A 20317-nucleotide genomic window follows, 5' to 3' on the forward strand; every position below is an offset into this window, starting at 1 on the left:
AGAGGGCGTCACCCCGGGCGCAGCGCCTCCAGGGCCTGCGCGACGGCGGCCGGGTCGGTGCCCAGGTCGCGGCGGCCCAGCAGCACCAGCGTGCCGTCGTCGTCGGGGCCGGTGGCGGTGTCGAGCTCGAGCAGCCGCGACCGCACCCCCAGCCGGCGGGTGTCCCGCAGCCGCACCCGCAGGCCCGGCCAGGCCAGCCGGGTGTGCCCGGCCAGGGTCCGGACCACGACGCCGCCGGGACCGGCCGACAGCCGCGGCCGGAGGACGACGTCGCGCAGCGCCAGCGCGAGCAGCAGCACCCCGGCGGCGCCGACGAGCACGCGGCCGGCGGTGTCGAGGGTCAGCGCGGCCAGCACCAGCAGCACGCCGCCCGTCCCCAGCACGACCGTCTCCGCCGTCCGCGCCGACCACTGCACGTCCCCACCCTCCCAGGCCGGTGGACACACCGCCGTCGGCTCCGTCCACAGGGCCGCGGGGCTGGGGACGACGGGTCGTCACGGGGGATACGCCCTGCTCGGCGCGCGTGTCGACTCCTCGACAGCACCCACCCGCTCGCGGTGCGTGACCGCCCGCTGCCTGCGGTCATGTCGACTCGTCCACAGCTGGGTACACAGCTGGGGACAAAGCACAGACCTGTAGTTACGCGGCCGTCCTCCTCGTCCCACGAACCCCACCTCTGGCATCGGCGCAGGTCAGCGCCGTGCAGTCGAACAGGCGTTCTCCACATGTGGTGGACAACCCTGGGGGCGGAACGTCATGTCGACCTGTGGATCCACCGACGGCCTGTGCACAGCGGCCCACACCCCCCGGCCGGGCCGGGAGCCGGGCTGGTGTAGAGGGCCCGGGATGACGCCCGGGAACGCACCAGGCCCCCGTCCCGGGAGGGACGGGGGCCTGGCGACGTGCCGGAACGGGGCGGCAGAGGCCCTGCGTCAGCGCCAGCGCATCGACATGACGAGGCCGACGACCATCGCCCCGAAGCCGATCGCGAAGTTCCACGCCGACAGCGAGACCATGAAGGGGATCCGGTCGCCGGCCACGTAGTAGACGACGATCCACAGCAGGCCGAGCAGCATGAGCGTGACCATGAGCGGCGCGTACCAGCGGGGGCTGGGCTGCACGGCACGGGCGGCCGCGGAGCGCGACTGCAGCACACCCTCCGGCGGCGTGTAGACCGACTTCTTGCGGACCTTGGACTTGGGCACCGGACCGACTCCTGCTGACTCGCTCGGGGTGCCGGTCCGTCGCGACCGGCACGATCGCCTCCCAGCCTAAGCTGCGAGACGACCACCCCGGTCGCGCCGACCGTCCTGCCGGGCGTCGCGCCGTCCCTCCCGTCCCCCTGGAGCCCCCGTGACGCCCTCGGAGTCCCCGGCCGCCGGGCCGGGGCCGGCCCGGCGCCGGCGGACCGCCTGGGGTGCGCTGGTGCCGGTGGTCGCGCTGGCCGCGGGGCTGCTGTTCGCCACCTCCGGCCAGACCGCGCAGGGGTCGGACCTGCGCGCCGGCGACGTCACCGAGCTCTCGGCGCTCATCGGCGAGCGCAACGAGGTCATCGCCGAGCAGGAGGCCCAGCTCGCGGAGCTGCGGCGGCAGGCCCTGGTGCTCACCGACCAGGCCGCCGGCCGCGACGGCGCGGTCGCCGCCGCGCAGGCCGACGGCGATCAGGGCTCGGTCTCGGCGGGCGTGGTGGCGCTGCGGGGCCGGGGTGTGGAGATCACCCTGGACGACGCCCCGCGCCGGCCCGACGGCAGCCTGCCGGCCGGTGCCCGTCCCGACGACGTCGTCATCCACCAGTCCGACGTCCAGGCCGTGGTCAACGCCGTCTGGGCCGCCGGTGCCGACGGCGTGGCGATCATGGACCAGCGGCTCATCGCGACCAGCGCCGTCCGCTGCGTGGGCAACGTGCTGCTGCTGCACGGCCGGACCTGGTCGCCGCCGTTCGTCGTGACCGCCGTCGTGGACCCCGCCGCCGTCCGGGCCCAGCTCGACGTCTCCCCGCAGGTGGCGGTCTTCCGGCAGGCGGTCGAGGACTTCGGCCTCGCCTTCGCCGTGCGGGACCGGCCGGAGGTCCTGCTGCCGGCCTACACCGCGCCGCTGGACATGGCCTACGCCACAGCCGCTGACGGCTGAGCCGCGCGCGTGTACACAGGGACCGTGAGCCGCCCGGTCCTCGTCGTCGACAACTTCGACAGCTTCGTCTACAACCTGGTCCAGTACCTGGGCCAGCTCGGCGTGCAGTGCGTGGTGCGCCGCAACGACGCGGTCACCGTCGACGAGCTCGCCGACCTCGACGTCGCCGGGGTGCTGCTGTCCCCCGGCCCGGGCACGCCCGCCGGTGCCGGTGTGACCGTGCCGATGGTGCGCGCCGCCGCCGAGGCCGACACCCCGGTGCTCGGCGTGTGCCTGGGCCACCAGGCCATCGCGGAGGCCTTCGGCGCCGAGGTGGTCCGCGCGCCCGAGCTGCTGCACGGCAAGACCAGCGAGGTGGTGCACGACGGCGTGGGCGTCCTGGCCGGCCTGCCCTCGCCGTTCACCGCCACCCGCTACCACTCCCTCGCCGTCGACCGGGAGACCGTCCCCGCCGAGCTCGAGGTCACCGGCACCACGCCGTCGGGCATCGTCATGGCGCTGCGGCACCGCGAGCTGCCCGTCGAGGGAGTGCAGTTCCACCCCGAGTCGGTGCTCACCGAGGGGGGCCACCGGATGCTGGCCACGTGGCTGACCGCCTGCGGCCTGGCCCCGGACGAGGCCGTCGTCGAGGCCGCCGCGGCCGGTGCGCGTCGCCTCTCCGCCGCCGTCTCCTGACGCCCCCAGAACGCGTCGAGGGCCCCTCCCGGACGGGAGGGGCCCTCGTGCGCTGCGGAGGGGCCGGTCAGCCGCCGGTGCCGCCGCCCGGTGCCGGGCTGGTGCTCGTCGGCGTCGCGGTGCTCTGCGTGACGACCAGCAGGGTGATCTGCCCGTCGGCGTCGACCGTCTGACCCGGCTGGGGGTCGCTCCCGGCGACGGTGCCCGGGGCCTGCCCGGCCTCGCCCTCGGTCGGCTGCGCCGTGATCGTGCCCGTGAACCCCGCGGCGGCCAGCGTCTGCCGGGCCTGCTGCTCGGTCTGCCCGACGATCGACGGCGGCACCGTGACCTCTGCGGTCCCGGCCGACACCTGCAGGGTGATCTGGTCGTCGGCGCCGGCCTGCTGGCCGGCCGCGGGAGCGGTGGCGACGACGGTCCCGGCCGGCTGGTCGGAGTCGACCTCCTCGGTCGTGACGTTGGTGAACCCCTCCGCGCGCAGCGCCTGGGTGGCCGCGCCCTGCTCCTGGCCGGTGACGTCGGGGACGGCCGCGGTGCCGTCGGAGACCGACAGCGTCACGGTGGTGTCCGGGTCGACCGCCGTCCCCTCCTCGGGGTCCACCGCGACGACCGTGCCCTCGGCCTCGAGCGAGTCGGCCTGGTCGGAGTTGACGTTGCCGGTCAGGCCGGCGTTCTCCAGCGCCGTCCGGGCCCGGTCCTCGTCGAGGCCGACGACCTGCGGCATCGTCGCGGTGTCGGGGGCGACGCCGACGGTGAGGGCCACCGTGGTGTCCTCCGGGACCTGCGCCCCGCTGTCCGGGTCGCTGTCGAGCACCGTGCCGACGGCGGCGTCGTCGTCGGTGACCTGCTGGGTCACCTCGCCGACGGTCAGGCCGGCCTCCCGCAGCGCCGCCTCGGCGTCGGCCTGCTGCTCCCCGACCAGCGCCGGGACGGTGACCTGCGTGGTGGTGGCCTCCGGCGCCGGGTCGTCCTCGCCACCGGAGTCGACCAGCAGCGCGACCCCGACGACGGCGCCGACGAGCACGAGGGCCCCGACGACGGCGGCGATGACGCGGTTGCGCCGGCGCCGGCCGGCCGCCTCGTCGTCGTCCCAGTCGCCGGCACCGTAGCCGGCCGGGGTGGCGCCGAGGATGGTGGTCTTCTCGTCGTCGCCCATGACGGGGGTGGCCTCGACCCGCTGCCCGGCCAGCGCTCGGAGCAGGTCGTTGCGCATCTCCGCGGCCGACTGGTAGCGGTTGGCCGGGTTCTTGCTCAGCGCCTTGAGGACGATCGCGTCGAGGTCCGGCGGCACCCGCGGGTTGATCGACGACGGCAGCCGCGGGTCCTCCCGCACGTGCTGGTAGGCCACCGACACCGGCGAGTCGCCGGTGAACGGCGGCGCCCCGGTGACCAGCTCGAACAGCAGGCAGCCGACCGAGTAGACGTCGGAGCGGGCGTCGACGGACTCGCCGCGGGCCTGCTCGGGGGAGAGGTACTGCGCGGTGCCGATGACGGCGGCCGTGGAGGTCATCGTCGCGGCGGAGTCGGAGACGGCGCGGGCGATGCCGAAGTCCATGACCTTGACCGAGCCGTCGGGCGTGATCATCACGTTCCCGGGCTTCACGTCGCGGTGCACGATGCCGTTGCGGTGGCTGAAGTCGAGGGCGGCGCAGATGTCGGCGGTCAGGCTCATCGCCCGCTCCGGCGCCAGGACGCCGTCGCGGCGCAGCACGTCGCGCAGGGTCTCGCCCTCGACGTACTCCATGACGATGTAGGGCGTCGCGCCGGTGCTCGTCCGGTCCTCGCCGGTGTCGTACACCGCCACGATCGCCGGGTGGTTGAGCGACGCGGCCGCCTGCGCCTCCCGCCGGAACCGCACCTGGAACGAGGGGTCGCGCGCCAGGTCGCTGCGCAGCACCTTGACCGCGACCTCGCGACCCAGCCGCAGGTCGCGCCCGCGGTGCACCTCCGCCATGCCGCCGCGGCCGAGCACCCCGCCGATCTCGTAGCGCTCGCCGAGAACCTGGGGGGTGGTCATCGGTGGTCCTCTCGGGCGGTGCGGTGGTGCGGCGCGGGCGGACCCGGACACGGAGGAGCGGCGGGGGCGTCCCCGGTCCCGGCGGGCAGCCTAACGGCGGGGGAGCCCGTGACGCGGGCACCGCGGAGGAGCGGTGTCACTACTGCGTACCGCCGGCCCCGGCAGCCCCAGCGGACGCCGGGCCGGGCGTCCAGGACCCGGCCCCCGCGCCGGCTCCGGCCCCGGCCCCGGTCCCCCCGCCGGTGTCCGGGTCGGTGCCGGTCCCGTCGGTCGTCCCGTCGTCCCCGGTCGTGGGGTCCGCCGGAGGGGGCGGCGCCGTGGTGCCGCCCTGCGTCGTCGGCGGACTGCTCGACGTCGTGGTCGACGGGGCCGACGACGAGCTGCTGCTCGCCGACGAGGAGGTGGAGGACCGGGTCGGGCTCGACGACTGGGTCTGACCGCCGCCCCCGCCGCCGTTGCCCTGGCCGCCGGTGCCGTCGTCGCCCTGGTCGCCGGTGTCCTCACCGCCCTGGTCGTCGCCGCTGCCGGAGTCCTCCGGCTCCTCGGCCACCTCGGGGCTGTGGTCCTGCTGGGCCACCGACAGCGTGACGGTGGTGCCGCGGGGGACCGGGATGCCCGCCGGGTCGACCGCGGCGACGTCCCCGGCGCTCAGCTCGATCCCGGCGGCGGCGAGGTCCTCGTCGGTGGCGTCGACCCGGGCGACGTCGAGGCCCGCCTCGCGCAGCACGGCCTCGACGTCGTCGGCGTCCTCCCCGAGGTACTGCGCGGCCGCGGGGATGGTGACGAGGTCCTGGGTGGGGTCGGCCGAGCCGCCGGTCGGCGCGCTGCTGGTCGCGGTGGGGTCGGCGGTGGTGCCGCCCTCGCCGTTGCCGGACAGGAGGAACCAGGCGCCGGCGGCGAGCGCCGCGACCAGCGCGAGCGACGCCAGGACCACCGCCCACCGGCGGTTGCCCCCGCGCGGCGCGCCGGCCGCGGCCCGGCCGCGGTCGTCGTCGTCGACCGGCGGGCCCTGCAGGGGCGGCATGGTGCGCGCCCCGGCCGCGTGCCGGCCCCCGGTGCGGGGGCCGGCCACCGCGGCGGCGGCACCGGCCACCGGCCCGCCCAGCACCCGGGTGCCGTCGCCGTCGATCTCCGGGATCACCTCGGTGGTCGCCGCCGCGAGGCCGGTGGACAGCGCCCCGGTCGCCGCGGTCGCCGGGCCCAGCCCGTTGCCGCCGGCCACCGAGCGGATCGCGGCGGCGAAGGCGGCGCCGTCGGCGAACCGGTCGCGCGGGTCCTTCGCCAGCGACCGCTCGATGAGCAGGCGGACCTGCGGGGGGATCTCCGCCGGCAGCGGCGGGGGCGTCCGGTTGATGTGCGCCAGCGCGATGGCGACCTGCGAGGTGCCGTCGAAGGGCCGCCCGCCGGTGAGGCACTCGTAGCCCACCACGCCCAGCGAGTAGACGTCGGAGGCGGCGGTGACCTCCATGCCCTGCGCCTGCTCGGGCGAGAGGTACTGCGCGGTGCCCACGACCATGCCGGTGCGGGTCAGCGGCGTCGCGTCGCGGGTGCGGGCGATGCCGAAGTCGGTCAGCTTGACCACGCCGTCGGGCCGGACGATGAGGTTGCCCGGCTTGATGTCGCGGTGCACCACCCCGGCGGCGTGCGCCGCGGACAGGCCGTCGGCGGACTGCCCGAGCACGTGCAGCGTCCAGTCGACCGGCAGCCGGCCCTCCTCGTGGAGGATCGTCACCAGCGGCTTGCCCTCGACCAGCTCCATGACCAGGAACGCCAGCTGGTGCCCGCGCTCGTCGGTGCTCTCGCCGTAGTCGTAGACCGAGGCGATGTTCGGGTGCGACAGCGCGGCGGTGTGCCGGGCCTCGTTGCGGAACCGGGCGACGAAGCTGGGATCGCCGGTGAACTCGCTGCGCAGCACCTTGGCGGCGACGACCCGGTCCAGCACGCGGTCGCGGGCGCGCCACACCTCGCCCATGCCGCCGGTGGCGATGGGCTCGGTGATCTCGTAGCGGCCGGCCAGGATGGTGCCGGTGGACAGGGCCATCAGCCCCCCTGACCCTCGAGGTAGGCCTGCATCACGTCGCCGGCGATCGGTGCGGAGACGTCCCCGCCGGTACCCCCGCCGTTCGCGACGAACACCGCGACGGCGATCTGCGGGTCGTCGGCCGGGGCGAAGCCGACGAACCAGTTGTGGTCGGGGACGTCCCCGGAGACCTGCGCGGTCCCGGTCTTGCCGGCGACGGTCACCCCCGCGATGCGGGCGGCCCGGCCGCTGCCGTTGGCGACGACGCTCTCCATCATCTCCTTCAGCTGGTCGGCGACCTCGGGGGTGACCGGCTCGGAGAACGTCTCCGGGTCGGCCTGGTCGAGGACCGTCAGGTCGGGGGCGCGCACCTGGTCGATCAGGTAGGGCGTCATCAGGGTCCCGTCGTTGCCCACGGCGGCGGCGACCATGGCCGCCTGCAGCGGGGTCATCCGCACGTCGCGCTGGCCGATCGAGCTCTGCCCGAGCGCCGCCTCGCTCTCGATGTCGCCGACGCTGCTGCCGGCCACCTCGAGCGGGATGTCCAGACCCTCGCCGGTCATGCCGAAGGCCTCGGCCATCTCGCGCACGCGGTCCTCACCGAGGTCGATGCCCAGCTGGGCGAAGGCGGTGTTGCAGGAGATGGTCAGTGCGTCGATCAGCGACTGCTCCTGACTGCTGCTGCACGAGGAGTTGCCGAAGTTGCGCAGCTGAGTCGAGGTGCCCGGCAGGGTGAGCGTGTCCGGCGCCGGGACGACGGTGTCGGGGGTGTACTCCCCGGTCGCCAGCGCCGCGGCCGACACGATCACCTTGAACACCGAGCCGGGCGGGTAGTTGTCCTGGATCGCGCGGTTCAGCCGCGGGTCGGCCTCCAGCGCGTCGAGCTCGGCGGCGTAGTCGCGGATCGCCTGCGGGTCGTGGCTGGACAGCCGCGCGGGGTCGTAGGTGGGCGTGCTGGCCATGCCCAGCACCGCGCCGGTGGACGGGTCCAGCGCGACGACGGCGCCGGTCACCCCCTCCAGGCCGGCCATGGCGGCCTCCTGGACGCCCGCGTCCAGGGTCAGGACGACGTCGCCGCCGGCCGGGTCGCGGCCGGTGAACAGGTCGGCCAGCCGGCGGGTGAACAGCCGCGCGTCGGAGCCGGTGAGCACGTCGTTGGCCGCCCGCTCCATCTGCCAGCTGTTGTAGATGAGCGAGTAGTAGCCGGTGACCGCCGCGTACGTGGGCCCCTGCGGGTACTGGCGCAGGTACTTGAGCGTGTCCTGGGTGGGCACCGACAGCGCCACCTCGGTGCCGTCGACCACGATCGACCCGCGCTCGCGCGAGTACTCCTCGGTGAGCACGCGGGTGTTGCCGGAGTCCTCGCGCAGCTCGTCGGAGCGCACGACCTGGATGTAGTTGACGTTGACGATCAGCAGCGTGAAGAGCACCAGCACGCTGATCGCCACCCGTCGCAGCGGGGCGTTCACGAGCTCACGACCTCGGTCGGGGCCTCGCCCAGCGCCTGCTTCGGCGGGGCGGGCGGGGTGGCCGGGCGGCGGGCGGCGTCGCTGATGCGCACCAGGATGGCGACCAGGCCGAAGTTGGCCACCAGCGACGAGCCGCCGTAGGCGACGAACGGCGTCGTCAGGCCGGTCAGCGGCAGCAGGCCGGTGACGCCGCCGAGGACGACGAACAGCTGCCAGGCGATGGCGAAGGACAGGCCGCCGGCGAGCAGCTTGCCGAACGCGTCGCGCACGACCAGCGACGTCCGCAGGCCGCGCTCGACCAGGATCAGGTACAGCACGATGACCGCGACCAGGCCGAACAGGCCCAGCTCCTCGCCGAGCGCGGAGGCGATGAAGTCGCTCTTGGCCACCGGCACCTGGTCGGGTCGGCCGCCGCCGAGCCCGGCACCGAACAGCCCGCCGGTGCCCAGGCCGAACAGCGACTGGACGAGCTGGTAGCCGCCCTCGTCGCGGTAGGCGAAGGGGTCCAGCCAGGTGTCGACGCGGACCCGGACGTGCCCGAACAGCTGGTAGGCGAGGAACGCCCCGGCGGCGAACAGGCCCAGGCCGATGAGCAGCCAGCTGGCCCGCTCGGTGGCGATGTAGAGCATCACCACGAAGATGCCGAACAGCAGCAGCGAGCTGCCCAGGTCGCGCTCGAAGACGAGCACGAGGATCGACACCACCCAGACGGCGAGCACCGGGCCCAGGTCGCGGCCGCGGGGCAGCTCCAGCCCGGCGACGCGGCGGCTGGCCAGGGCCAGGACGTCGCGCTTGTCGACCAGGTAGGCGGCGAAGAAGACGATCAGGCAGATCTTGGCGAACTCGCCGGGCTGGATGCTGAACCCGGCGACGCGGATCCAGATCTTGGCGCCGTAGACCTCCGAGACCGACGCGGGCAGCACCGCGGGCAGCGCGAGCAGCACCAGGCCGACCAGGCCGAGGGTGTAGGCGAAGCGCGACAGCAGCCGGTGGTCGCGGAGGACCACGAGGATGGCCACGAACAGCGCGACGCCCACGGTGGCCCACAGCAGCTGGACGGGGGCGTCCTCGCGGGTGGCCTCGGCGTCGACCTGCAGGCCGGCCAGGTCGAGCCGGTGGATCATCGTCAGGCCCAGGCCCGAGAGCACCGCGACGGCGGGCAGCAGCAGCGGGTCGGCGTAGGGCGCGAAGCGGCGGACGACCAGGTGCACCACCAGCCACAGCGCGGCGAACCAGCCGCCGAAGGTGGCCAGCTCCGGGCGCAGCGAGCCGGTGAGGGTGATGTCGACGATGCACTGCGCCGCGAGGGTGATGAGCACGGCGAAGCCGAGCAGCGCCAGCTCGGTGTTGCGCCGCTTCGGGACGACCGTGCCGGGGAGCGCGGCCCGGGGATCGGTGGAGGGGCTGCCCATCACTCCGCCTCCCGGCAGTCCACCCCCGGCTCGGGCCCCGTGGTCGAGGAGGACGTCGAGAGGCTCGGCGACGTCGGGGAGGACTCGGACGGGGGGACCGGCAGGCCACCCTCGGTGGGGAGCGGGGACAGGCCGGACGGCGCGGCGCTGGAGGCGGGGCTGTCGGAGGACCGCTCCTCGGTCACCCCGGCCGGGCACTCGGGGACGGCGGCCGCGTGCAGGTCGTCGACGATGCGCTGGGCGTCGTCGACGTCGTCGGCGTCGATGCCCTGCCGGACGCTGTTCTGGTCGTAGGACGACAGGTCCTCGAGCGGGATGTCGGTGACCTCGTCGACGCGGTAGAGGTCCAGCCCGAGGAGGTCGGCGTTGAACCCGCGGAAGACCGCCACGTGGTCGCTGCCGTCGGCGGCCGCCGCCACGCCCACGAACCAGTGCGTGAGGACCCACAGCCAGGTGGCGATGCCGGCGCCCACCAGGAGGAGCACCGCGCCCCCAGCGACGAACAACCGCCGCCGGGAGCGGCGACGGTCGGGGGGAGCAGCGGCCGTGGGTGCGGTCGGCGCGGGTGGCGGGACCGGCGGCGGATCGGCGAGGGCCGCCCGCCCCGCGGCCGAGCGGGGGTCGACCTCGCGCTGCCCGCGGTTGTCGCCGGCGGCGCCGTCGACGACCGGGTCCATGCTGCCCGAGCCGTTGTCCTCGACGACGTCGGCGACGATCACGGTGATGTTGTCCGGGCCGCCGCTGCGCAGCGCGAGCTCGACCAGCCGGTCGGCGGTCGACTGCGGGTCGGGGTCCTCGAGCGCGTGGGCCAGCGTCTCCTCGCTGACCACGCCGGACAGCCCGTCGGAGCACAGCAGGTAGCGGTCGCCGGCGCGGGCCTCGCGCATCGACAGGTCGGGGTCGACGTCCTGGCCGTTGAGGGCCCGCAGCAGCAGCGAGCGCTGCGGGTGGTGGTTGGCCTCCTCGGGCGTGATCCGGCCGTCGTCGATGAGCGTCTGCACGAACGTGTCGTCGTGGGTGATCTGGGTGAGGACGCCGTCGCGCAGCAGGTAGGCGCGCGAGTCGCCGACGTGGCACAGGGCGATCCGGCCCCCGGCGAACAGGACGGCGGTGAGCGTGGTGCCCATGCCCTCCAGCTGCGGCGACTCGCGGATGACCTCGCGCAGGTGCTCGCTGCCGTCGAAGACCGCCTCGCGCAGCGCCTGCAGCATGTCGCCGCTGGGCGCGTCGTCGTCGAGGTGCTCGAGGGCGGCGATCACGACCTTGCTGGCGACGTCGCCGGCCGCGTGGCCGCCCATGCCGTCGGCCACGGCCAGCAGCCGGGGCCCGGCGTACACCGAGTCCTGGTTGTTGCCGCGGACCAGACCGCGGTCGGAGCGGGCGGCGTAGCGCAGCGCGAGACTCATCGGACCCTGCTCACGTCTGCTCGGTCGCTCCCCGTGGTCGTCGCGCCCGTGGTCGGCGCGTGCGTCGTCGTGGTCGTCAGCGAGGTCATCCGCGCAGCTCCAGGGCGGTCTGGCCGATGCGGATCGGCTGGCCGGGAGCCACCAGCAACGGCCCCTGCACCCGCTGCTGGTCCAGGTAGGTGCCGTTGGTGGAGCCGAGGTCCTCGACGTACCACTGTCCACCCCGGTTGGTCAGCCGCGCGTGCCGGGAGCTGGCGAAGTCGTCGGTGAGGACGAGCGTGGAGTCGTCGGCGCGGCCGATGAGGATCGGCTGCTCCCCGAGGGTGATCTTGGTACCGGTCAGCGGGCCGGCGGTCACGACCAGCGTGCGCGGGCCGCGTCCGCGCCGGCGGCCGGGGGCGGCGGCGCGCGGGGGCACCGAGGCCACCCGCCCGGTGCGGCCGCCGAACAGGTCGGCCCGCACCACGCGGAACGCGGCGAAGATGAACAGCCACAGCAGCAGCAGGAACCCGAAGCGGAACAGCTGCAGGACGATCTCGGCGGTCACGACCGGCGCCCGCTCACGTGCCGTCCTGCCGGTACACCAGCACGGAGTGCCCGATGCGGATGACGTCGCCGTCGGACAGTGCCTGCCGGCTGATCCGGCGGCCGTTGACCAGCGTGCCGTTGGTCGAGCCGAGGTCCTCGGCGACGGCGGTGCCGCCCTCCAGGACGACGTCGACGTGCTTGCGGCTCACGCCCGTGTCGGGCAGCCGGATGTCGGCGTCGGTGCCGCGGCCGATCACGTTGCGGCCGGTGGTCAGCTCGTGCCGGGTGCCGGGCCCGTCGACGACGAGCACGTGCGTCACGCCGGGCCGGGAGCCGGCGCGGCCGACCACCGACGGGTGCTGCCGGCCGGTGTCGGTGGCGACCCGCCCGGGCAGCGGCGGCAGCGGCGGGACCGCGCCGGAGCCGGTCATCGGCGGGGGCGGCGGGACGACGGCGCCGTCGGCGCGGGAGCCCGGCCGCGCCGGGTCGGCGACGTGCGAGCTGACCTCGAAGACCCCGGTGGGCAGGTCGTCGTCGCGCTCGAGGCGGACCTGCACGGTGCCGAAGACCTGCCAGCCCTCGCTCTCGATGTGCTCAGAGACCATGTCGGCGAGCTGGGCGGCCAGCTGCTCGGACCACTCGGCGAGGTTCTCGTAGTCGGTGGGACCCAGCCGCACGTCGTAGACGTTGGGCGCCAGCACGCGGCCCTCGCCCATGACGGAGCGCTGCTCGTCGGCCTCCCGCTGCAGGGCCTTGGCGATCTCGGCGGGGTGGACCTTGCCCTTGAACAGGCGGGCGAAGGCGACGCCGACCATCCCCTCGAGGCGTCGCTCGAAGCGCTGCAGCACGCCCACAGTCGCTCCTCCACCTCACCCGGTAATGATGGTCCTCCCGACGATCCTAGCCGTGCCGACGGGCGGTGACCGGCCCGCGACGCGACGCGCCACGCGGGCCGGCCGCCGCGACGGGGCCCCCTCCGCCGGCTGCGGCCGGCCGGCTGCTAAGGTCGTTCCTCGCCAGGGCAAGTGGCGGAATGGCAGACGCGCACGGTTCAGGTCCGTGTGTCCGGAAGGACGTGGGGGTTCAACTCCCCCCTTGCCCACCAGCACGTCGAGACCCCGTCCGGACGACCGGGCGGGGTCTCGCGCGTCCGGCCCGGTGCCCGGTCCCGGGGATCAGAGGTCGCGGCGTCCGATCACCCGGGCCGCGGCGGTCAGCAGGACGGCGGTGTAGGTGGCCAGCACCAGGACCCCCGCGACCGGTGGGAGGTAGCCGGCCGGCTCGCCGAGCTGGAGGACCGCCTGCCCGGCCTGGCTGGGCAGCCACGGTCCGACCGCGTCCGCGATGGCGGCCGGCAGGAGCCCGACCAGCACCGGGAGCAGGAACAGCACGCCGGTGAGCAGCACCACGGTCGCCGCGGTCGAGCGCAGCAGCGTCCCCACGGCCAGGCCGAGCAGTGCCACGAGGACCAGGTAGGCCGCTGCGCCGAGGACGGCTCGGGGGACGCCGGCGTCGGTCAGGCCCACGGTGAGGCCCTGCCCGCGGAGGATGCCCAGGCCGACGGCGGTGCCGACGGTGGTGGCCAGGACGGCGACCGGCACGGTGAGGGTCAGCAGGAGCAGCGCCTTGGCGGCCAGCAGCACGCGCCGCTGCGGTACGGCGAGGCCGGTGACGGTGATGGCGCGGGAGGAGAACTCGGCGGTGACCAGCAGCGCGCCGAGCAGCGCCAGGGCGACCTGACCCATGAACACGCCGCTGAGCGCCTCGGCGACCGGCTCGACCCGGGCCCGCTCGGCCGGTGGCAGCGACCCCAGGTCGCGGGTCAGGGGGATGAGCACCGCCAGGCCGAGCATGATGCCGAGGAAGGTCCCGAGCGCCGTCCAGGTGGACGGCAGCGACCGGGCCTTGACCCACTCGGCGGAGACGGCCCGCACCAGCTGGCGGCGCCGCCCCGGTGCGGCCCGCGCCAGCCGGTCGGCGAGGACGGCGGCCCCGGCGACCGGGCCGGCGTCGGAGGCGCTCACGCGGCGGCCCGCCCGGCGCCGGCACCCGTCGCTGCGTTGCCCGGGACGTCGGTCGCGGGTGGCCGGCCGCGGTACTGCGCCACCTCCGCGGTGAGCTGCAGGTAGGCGTCCTCGAGCGATCCCTGCCGGGCGCTGAGCTCGAGCAGGGTCACCCCGTGCTCGGCGGCGATCCGGCCGACCTCGTCGGTGCTGCCGGCGCGCACCCACAGCGCACCGCGGCCGTCGTCGTCCGGCGGCCCGTCGGGAGTGACCTCCAGGCCGCGCGCCCGCAGCAGGTCGGCGACGGCCCGCGGGTCGGGCGTGCGGACGCGCACACCCGACCCCTCCGCGCGGGCGGTGACGTCGGCGACCGTGGTCTGGGCCAGCAAGCGCCCGCGCCCGATGACGACCAGGTCGTGCGCGGTCACGGCCATCTCGCTCATCACGTGCGAGGACAGCAGCACGGTGCGGCCCTCGCCGGCCAGCTCCCGGAGCAGCTCCCGGATCCAGATGACGCCCTCGGGGTCGAGGCCGTTGACCGGCTCGTCGAGGACCAGGACGGCGGGGTCGCCGAGCAGGGCGCCGGCCAGGCCCAGGCGCTGGCTCATACCGAGGCTGAAGCCCCCGACCGGGCGGCGTGCCGCGTCCTCCAGCCCGCAGGTGGCCAGGACCTCGCCGACGCGGCGGGCGCCGATGCCGTTGCTGCGCGCGAGCGCCAGCAGGTGCGCGCGGGCGCTCAGCCGGGGCGCGACCGCCCGGGCGTCGAGCAGGCTGCCCACCAGGTGCAGCGGTGCGCGGAGGTCGGCGTAGCGCCGGCCCGCGACGGTCGCGGTGCCGGCGTCGGCCCGGTCCAGGCCGAGCAGGATCCGCAGGGAGGTGGACTTGCCGGCACCGTTCGGGCCCAGGAAACCGGTCACGGTGCCGGGACGGGCGGTGAAGGAGAGCCCGTCCAGCGCGCGCGTGGGCCCGTAGTGCTTCACCAGCCCGTCGACCTCGATCACCGAGGGGACCCTGCCGACCCAGGTGCTTCCATGATGGAAGTAGTAGCATCCCGCGGGTGGACGCGCAACGGGCGGGGGACCTGGTGGCCCTGCTGCGCGAGTTCACCCTGGTCAGTGACCGCTTCGCCGACGTCGTCGCCCGGCGGCACGCGTTGCACCGCACCGACCTCGAGGCGCTGGGGCACCTGTGGGGGGCCCAGGCCCGCCGCGACCCGCTGACCCCGAGCCGGCTGGCCGCGGCCCTGTCGCTCAGCGCGCCCGCGACCTCGGCGCTCATCGGCCGCCTGGAGCGGGCCGGCCACGTGGTCCGCGTCCCCGCCGAGCACGACCGGCGCAGCAGCGTGCTGGTGCTCCCCGAGCGGGCGCGGGACCTGACCGCCGCTGCCTTCCGCCCCCTGGGTGGGCGGTTGCGCGGGGTGGTCGGCGACCTGCCGCCGGACGAGGCCGAGGTGGTCGAGCGGTTCCTGCGGGCCTGCGTCGACGCGGCCGAGGCGGCCACGGCCGACGCCGCGGCCACCGGGGAGACCACCGGAGAGACGACGGCCGGCTGAGGCACGCGCTCCTACCGGCCGCGCCCCAGCCCCGCCTCGCGCGCCCGCACCACCGCCTCGGCGCGGTCGCGCACCGCCAGCTTGGCGAAGATCGACGTCACGTTGTTGCGGATGGTCTTCTCCGACAGGAACAGCCGGGAGGCGATCGCGGTGTTCGGCAGCCCGGCGGCGATCAGGTCCAGGACCTCCCGCTCGCGGTCGGACAGCTCCGGGAAGGGCTTCGCGACCACGCCGGACCCCGCGGTGAAGAACGCCCGCAGCCGCCGGGCGACCTCCGCGCCGTAGACCGCCTGCCCGGCGGCGACCGACTCCAGCGCCCGGCCGATCTCCGCCTGGCCGGCGCCCTTGAGCACGTAGCCGAGCGCGCCGGCCTGCACGGCCGCGAACACGGCCTCGTCGTCGGCGACCATGGTGAGCACGAGCACCCTGGCCTCCGGCCACTGCTCCACCAGCTGCCGGGTCGCCTCGATCCCCGACAGGCCGGGCATCTGCACGTCCATCAGGACGACGTCCGGGCGCTCCCGCAGCGCCGCCTCGACGGCCGCGGTCCCGTCCGGGGCCTCGGCGACGACGTCGACGCCGAGGTCCTCGAGCAGGACCCGCAGGCCCTGGCGGAACACGGGGTGGTCGTCGGCGACGACGGCGCGCACGGGTCCTCCTCAGTCGGTTGCCGGCAGCGGCAGGACGGCGTGGACGCGGGTGCCCGACGGCTCGCCGGGACCGACGGAGCAGGACCCGCCCAGCTCGGCGGCGCGCTCGCGCATCGACAGCAGGCCGACGCCGGCGACCGGCCGCTCGGGCAGCCCGCGGCCGTCGTCGGCGACCTCCACCTCGACGGCGTCCGCGCAGGCCCGGACGTGCACGGCGACGGTGCGCGCGCCCGCGTGGCGGACGGCGTTGTGCAGCGCCTCCTGGGCGATGCGCAGCGCGGCGACCTCGAGGGCGGCGGGCAGTCCGGTCAGCACGCCCTCGCCGGTCACGGTCACCCGCGGTCCCCCCTCGGCCAGCGGCGCGGCGCCGGCGCGCAGCGCGCCGAGCAGCCCCAGGTCGTCGAGCGTCGGCGGGCGCAGGCCGTGCACCAGCCGCCGGACGTCGGCGACCGCGTCGGCGGCCTGGCTGCCGGCGGCGGCGACCAGCGTGGCGGCCCGGGCGGCGTCGTCGCGCCGCAGCGCGGACCCGGCGGTGTCCAGGGTCATCACCACCGCCGACAGCTGCGGGCCCAGGCCGTCGTGCAGGTCCCGCCGCAGCCGGCGGCGCTCCTCCTCGCGGGCGGTGACCAGCCGCTCCCGCGACTCGGCGAGGTCGCCGGTGAGCCGCACCGCGTAGGCGGCGGCCGCCAGCCGCCCGGCGAGGTCGGCGAGCACCCGGTCGTCGGCGGGGTCCAGCCCGGCCGCGGCGGCCCGCGGCGCCACGAGCAGCTCGCCCACCGGCTCGCCGTGCAGCTCCAGCGGCACCCGGCGGGCGCCGTCGGGCACCCGGCCCGACTCCTCCCGGACGACGGCGCCTCCGGGCAGCGGCACCTCGACCGCCGCTCCGCGCAGCCGCAGCCCGGTCGCCACCGCGGCGGCGCCGTCGCGCAGCGCCTGCCGGGGGGAGGCGGCGGCGCCGAGGGCGGCGTCGACCCGGGTGAGCAGCGTGTAGGGGTCCCCGCGGTCGCCGTGGAGCAGCCGGTCGACCAGGCGCTGCACGTGCAGCCGGGCGGGGTGGAAGGCCAGCGCCACCGCGAAGGCGGCGAGGAAGGGGGCCCATCCGCGGCGGTCGCCCAGCAGCGCGCCGGCCCAGCCGACCACGGCCGCGTACACCAGCGCGGTCAGGCCGAGCAGCACGCCGCCGACGACGGTGCGGTTGACCAGGACGTCGATGTCGTAGAGCCGGTACCGGAACGCGGCGACGGCGAGCCCGGCCGGCACGAGCAGCACGGCCAGCGAGACGCCCCACCACGGCGCGAGGAAGGTGGCCGCGATCGCGGCGACGACGCCGTAGCCGGCCCAGGCCAGCTGCCGCCGCTGGACGCCGTCGGCACGGCGGACCCGGACCGCCAGCGAGGCGACGCCTGCCACCACCAGCGTGCCCAGCAGGACGGGGAAGGCGGGGACACCGAACGGGTCGCCGATGCCGAGGGGCAGCGCCAGCGCGGCGGTGGTGAGGACCGTCAGCGCCAGGGCCGCCGCGTGCGGGAACCGCCACCACCCGGGCAGCGGCCGGCCGGAGGGGAGCACCTGCGGCAGGACGGTGGTCACCAGCAGCAGCGCCGGCACCCACACCCAGCCGCGCACCCAGCCGGCCGGCCCGGTCTGGCCGGCCGCGGCCCACCAGGACGTCGCGAGCACGTACGCCGACGCCGAGCAGCCGACGGCCACCAGCAGCCAGCCCAGGCGCCGCGCCTGCGGCAGCCCCACGAGCAGGGCGCCGGCGACGGCGAAGCTGGGGCCGGCCACCGGCTCCGGCGTCCGGAAGAGCTGCGGCAGCCAGTCCCCGGCGCGCACGACGGGCAGGGCCAGGGCGGCGGCGGTGGCGAGCACCGCGGCGACGGCGAGCAGCCGGGCCGCCGGGAGGGCGACCCGGCTGCCGCGCCGGTTCCGGTACACGTCGGGGGACCGTAGGGGTCGGGGTCGGTCCCGGTCAGGAGGCGAGGCCGCGCCGCTCGCCCGAGCGGGCGATGTGCACCGCCAGCCCCAGGGCACCGGCCAGCCACAGGTAGTGCGGGTCGACCGGGCCGACCGCGCCGACGGAGAAGTCGAGCACGATGAACACCAGCCAGGCCGCCGGGATCCACCGCGGGACGACGCCCGAGCGCAGCAGGCCGACGGTGAGCGTGACCATGCCCAGCGTCGTGCCCAGGAGGAAGGGCGCGAGGAACAGCGCGAGGAACACCGGGTGCGCCTCGGCGGCGTAGAGCAGGGCGGCCGCGCCGTCGAGGTCGCCGGACTCCGACGCCGGCAGCTGCAGGTAGCCCATGAGGTGGATACCCACGAAGCCCCACACGCCGGCCAGCAGCAGGGCGCCGGCGGCGTACGCGGTCTTGCGCATGCGGGTGGCCAGCAGGCCCGCGGCGGCCAGGAAGGCGATCGCCATGAACGGGATGGCGAGCGTGCCGGTGACCAGGCGGGTGGTGAACAGGGCGGTGTGCTCCCCGACCAGGGCGAGCTGGTCGACGATCTCCTCCGGGCGTTCGGGCAGGAACTGCAGCAGCGCCGCCTCGGCGGTGTTGAGCACGGCGCCGACGACCAGGCCGGTGACGGCCAGCCGGCGGCCGACGGGGCCGAGGGTGCGCGCGGGCGCCGGCGCGGCCGGGGCGGGGGCGGGGGCGGTGGTGTGCACGGGAGGGACCTCCGGGTCCGCTGCGGCGGGACGTCCCCGCCGGTGTGCACCCACCGTCTGCTCGGACCGGTCCCGGGCACACGGGAGCGGTGTCCCCTCCTGACCGGGACCGCGACCGGGAACCGTGACCCTTCCGTGACCTCCCGCCGTCGCGCATCGTGGCCTCCCACCGGGTCAACTGGTCAGGGACACCACGGGAGCGGGTGGACATGGGCGCCGACCGGGACGAGTTCACGGCGTTCGTCGTGGCGCACGAGGCAGCGCTGCTGCGCACCGCCTACCTGCTCACCGGCGACCGCGGCCACGCCGAGGACCTCGTGCAGACGGCGCTGGCCCGGACCCACCGGCACTGGAGCCGCGTGCAGCGGGCCGACGTCCCGATCGCCTACGTGCGGCGGCTGCTGCTCAACTGCCACCTGGACTGGCGGCGCCGGCTCTGGCACGGCGAGCAGGTGCTCGAGACGCTGCCCGACCGCGCCGCCGGGGACTGGCAGGACGCGTACGCGCTGGGCGACGAGCTGCGGCGGGCCCTGGACCAGCTCTCCCCGCGGGCCCGCGCAGTGCTCGTGCTGCGCTTCTACGAGGACCTCACCGAGACCGAGACCGCCGCCCTGCTCGGCTGTTCCCCCAGCACCGTGCGCACGCACACCGCCCGCGGCCTGGCCGCCGTGCGCCGGGTGCTCGGCCCCGAGACCGCCTCCTCGACCGACAGGAACCCGTCGTGACCCACCCCGACCTCGACGTCCGCGACGCCCTGCACCGGCTGGCCGCCGAGGCCGGCCCGCCGCGCGGTGCCGACGCCGCCGACGCCGCCGTCGCGCTGGCCCGCCGGCAGCGGCGGACGCGGGCCGCCTGGGTCGCCGGGGCGCTCGCCGTCGCCCTGCTCGGGGCCGCGGCGCCGGCGCTCGTGCCCGACGCCGGCCCCGGGGCGGGGGAGGTCGCCGGCGCCGGGGAGCGCACGCCGCAGGCCGCTCCGCTCCTGTACGACCTCCCCACCCGCGGCTCGCTCGCCGCCGACGAGGACTTCGTCGCCGGGGTGGCGGCCATCGACTGGTCCGCGCCGCTCGGTCCGGGCGGGACCGAGCTCAGCCCGCCGGAGTCGGCCCGGCACGTGGCCTTCGCCGGCAAGCTGCCCGACGGCCGGCGCTGGGCGCTGGTCATCGGCGAGGACGAGGGCCAGCTGCTGCACGCCTGGTTCGGCGGCCCGCCCGGCGCGGCGCCCGGCGAGCTGGCCCTGCTCGCCCCGCCCGAGCGCAGCGGACGGGGTGCGACGGTGGCGCTGCTCGACACGACCGGCGCCGCGCCGGCCCTGGCCGTCGTCACCCGGCCCGGCGAGGGTGGCCGCTACTCGCCCGGCACGGTGCGCTTCGGCGACGGCGCGATCGGCCGGGAGTGGACGGAGCTGCCCGAGGACGACGGCGCGCTGGTCGCCGAGGTGCCCGCGCCGGTGTACCCCGGCTCGGAGGTGGTCGAGCTCGTCCGCGACGGGTCCACGACCGGCCTCCGCTACATCTCGCGGACGGAGGGGACCCCCGCCCCGGTGTCGTGGGCGTTCGCCTCGGCCGCCGACCCCTCGCTGTCGGCGGATCCCGCCGTGGAGGAGCGCTTCGTCGCCTGCCTGCTGCCACACGGGTTCGTGCTGCGCTTCTCGGCCGACGGCGGCCTCACCTACACCTACCCGATGGCGGTGGGACGGCGCAGCGACGTGGAGCTGGTCCAGGCCCGGGCGGGCTGGGACGCCGTCGTCGACGACTGCGCCGCCCGGGCGCGGACGGGGGAGTGAGTAC

General features: G+C 76.1%; 19 protein-coding genes and 1 tRNA gene. 6 read left to right on the forward strand and 14 right to left on the reverse strand.

Translation table 11 applies throughout. The features are described from left to right. Window positions 1-8: 8 nt before the first annotated feature. Both ACI78U_RS13220 and crgA read right to left on the reverse strand, forming a co-directional pair. Complete coding sequence (locus ACI78U_RS13220) at window positions 9-416, reverse strand: PH domain-containing protein (RefSeq protein WP_456875781.1); 408 nt, start codon at window positions 414-416, stop codon at window positions 9-11. 516 nt (window positions 417-932) lie between these two features. Beyond that, complete coding sequence (crgA, locus tag ACI78U_RS13225; protein WP_456875782.1) at window positions 933-1205, reverse strand: cell division protein CrgA; 273 nt, start codon at window positions 1203-1205, stop codon at window positions 933-935. A 148-nt stretch (window positions 1206-1353) separates the two neighbouring features. Between crgA and ACI78U_RS13230 the strand changes: the two genes are divergently transcribed. Further along, window positions 1354-2130: a DUF881 domain-containing protein gene (locus ACI78U_RS13230; protein ID WP_456875783.1), complete on the forward strand. Its 777-nt coding sequence runs from the start codon at window positions 1354-1356 to the stop codon at window positions 2128-2130. A gap of 24 nt (window positions 2131-2154) precedes the next feature. Continuing rightward, on the forward strand, window positions 2155-2805 hold the full coding sequence (locus ACI78U_RS13235; protein ID WP_456875784.1) for an aminodeoxychorismate/anthranilate synthase component II: 651 nt from the start codon (window positions 2155-2157) through the stop codon (window positions 2803-2805). A gap of 67 nt (window positions 2806-2872) precedes the next feature. On the opposite strand, the gene pknB is transcribed toward ACI78U_RS13235, so the two are convergent. The 7 genes from pknB to ACI78U_RS13270 form a co-directional block, all read right to left on the reverse strand. Then, window positions 2873-4819 (reverse strand): Stk1 family PASTA domain-containing Ser/Thr kinase, encoded by a 1947-nt coding sequence (gene pknB, locus ACI78U_RS13240; RefSeq protein WP_456875785.1) that lies wholly within the window; start codon window positions 4817-4819, stop codon window positions 2873-2875. 139 nt (window positions 4820-4958) lie between these two features. Next, window positions 4959-6860, reverse strand: a complete 1902-nt coding sequence (locus tag ACI78U_RS13245) for a serine/threonine-protein kinase (protein WP_456875786.1) — start codon at window positions 6858-6860, stop codon at window positions 4959-4961. After that, the gene (locus tag ACI78U_RS13250) at window positions 6860-8308 is read right to left on the reverse strand and encodes a peptidoglycan D,D-transpeptidase FtsI family protein (protein WP_456875787.1); all 1449 of its coding nucleotides are present in this window, start codon (window positions 8306-8308) and stop codon (window positions 6860-6862) included. The genes ACI78U_RS13245 and ACI78U_RS13250 overlap by 1 nt, the downstream gene beginning before the upstream one ends. After that, complete coding sequence (locus tag ACI78U_RS13255; protein WP_456875788.1) at window positions 8305-9720, reverse strand: FtsW/RodA/SpoVE family cell cycle protein; 1416 nt, start codon at window positions 9718-9720, stop codon at window positions 8305-8307. Before ACI78U_RS13255 ends, ACI78U_RS13250 begins: the two co-directional genes overlap by 4 nt. After that, entirely contained in the window at window positions 9720-11126 is a 1407-nt protein-coding gene (locus ACI78U_RS13260; RefSeq protein ID WP_456875789.1) for a PP2C family protein-serine/threonine phosphatase, read from the reverse strand. Before ACI78U_RS13260 ends, ACI78U_RS13255 begins: the two co-directional genes overlap by 1 nt. 85 nt (window positions 11127-11211) lie before the next feature. Beyond that, on the reverse strand, window positions 11212-11673 hold the full coding sequence (locus tag ACI78U_RS13265; protein WP_456875790.1) for an FHA domain-containing protein FhaB/FipA: 462 nt from the start codon (window positions 11671-11673) through the stop codon (window positions 11212-11214). Between the two features lie 13 nt (window positions 11674-11686). Next, window positions 11687-12508, reverse strand: coding sequence for an FhaA domain-containing protein (locus ACI78U_RS13270; protein WP_456875791.1), 822 nt, complete (start codon window positions 12506-12508; stop codon window positions 11687-11689). A gap of 165 nt (window positions 12509-12673) precedes the next feature. Between ACI78U_RS13270 and ACI78U_RS13275 the strand changes: the two genes are divergently transcribed. After that, a tRNA-Leu gene (locus tag ACI78U_RS13275) sits at window positions 12674-12759 on the forward strand. Between the two features lie 70 nt (window positions 12760-12829). On the opposite strand, the gene ACI78U_RS13280 is transcribed toward ACI78U_RS13275, so the two are convergent. Beyond that, window positions 12830-13678: a hypothetical protein gene (locus tag ACI78U_RS13280; RefSeq protein ID WP_456875792.1), complete on the reverse strand. Its 849-nt coding sequence runs from the start codon at window positions 13676-13678 to the stop codon at window positions 12830-12832. Then, complete coding sequence (locus ACI78U_RS13285) at window positions 13675-14658, reverse strand: ABC transporter ATP-binding protein (protein ID WP_456875793.1); 984 nt, start codon at window positions 14656-14658, stop codon at window positions 13675-13677. Before ACI78U_RS13285 ends, ACI78U_RS13280 begins: the two co-directional genes overlap by 4 nt. Window positions 14659-14714: 56 nt before the next feature. Here ACI78U_RS13285 and ACI78U_RS13290 point away from each other — a divergent pair, with 56 nt between their 5' ends. Then, on the forward strand, window positions 14715-15209 hold the full coding sequence (locus ACI78U_RS13290; protein WP_456875794.1) for a MarR family winged helix-turn-helix transcriptional regulator: 495 nt from the start codon (window positions 14715-14717) through the stop codon (window positions 15207-15209). Window positions 15210-15220: 11 nt separating this feature from the next. On the opposite strand, the gene ACI78U_RS13295 is transcribed toward ACI78U_RS13290, so the two are convergent. The 3 genes from ACI78U_RS13295 to ACI78U_RS13305 are packed head-to-tail and all read right to left on the reverse strand — an operon-like array spanning window position 15221 to window position 18530. Beyond that, window positions 15221-15859: a response regulator gene (locus ACI78U_RS13295; RefSeq protein WP_456875795.1), complete on the reverse strand. Its 639-nt coding sequence runs from the start codon at window positions 15857-15859 to the stop codon at window positions 15221-15223. A gap of 9 nt (window positions 15860-15868) precedes the next feature. Then, complete coding sequence (locus tag ACI78U_RS13300) at window positions 15869-17797, reverse strand: histidine kinase (protein ID WP_456875796.1); 1929 nt, start codon at window positions 17795-17797, stop codon at window positions 15869-15871. A gap of 34 nt (window positions 17798-17831) precedes the next feature. Next, window positions 17832-18530, reverse strand: coding sequence for a hypothetical protein (locus ACI78U_RS13305; protein ID WP_456875797.1), 699 nt, complete (start codon window positions 18528-18530; stop codon window positions 17832-17834). 209 nt (window positions 18531-18739) lie between these two features. Here ACI78U_RS13305 and ACI78U_RS13310 point away from each other — a divergent pair, with 209 nt between their 5' ends. Together ACI78U_RS13310 and ACI78U_RS13315 are read left to right on the forward strand one after the other, a co-directional pair. Next, window positions 18740-19255: a SigE family RNA polymerase sigma factor gene (locus ACI78U_RS13310; RefSeq protein WP_456875798.1), complete on the forward strand. Its 516-nt coding sequence runs from the start codon at window positions 18740-18742 to the stop codon at window positions 19253-19255. After that, on the forward strand, window positions 19252-20313 hold the full coding sequence (locus ACI78U_RS13315) for a hypothetical protein (RefSeq protein ID WP_456875799.1): 1062 nt from the start codon (window positions 19252-19254) through the stop codon (window positions 20311-20313). The genes ACI78U_RS13310 and ACI78U_RS13315 overlap by 4 nt, the downstream gene beginning before the upstream one ends. Window positions 20314-20317 lie beyond the last annotated feature (4 nt).

It is taken from the genome of Geodermatophilus sp. SYSU D00710, assembly GCF_054050195.1.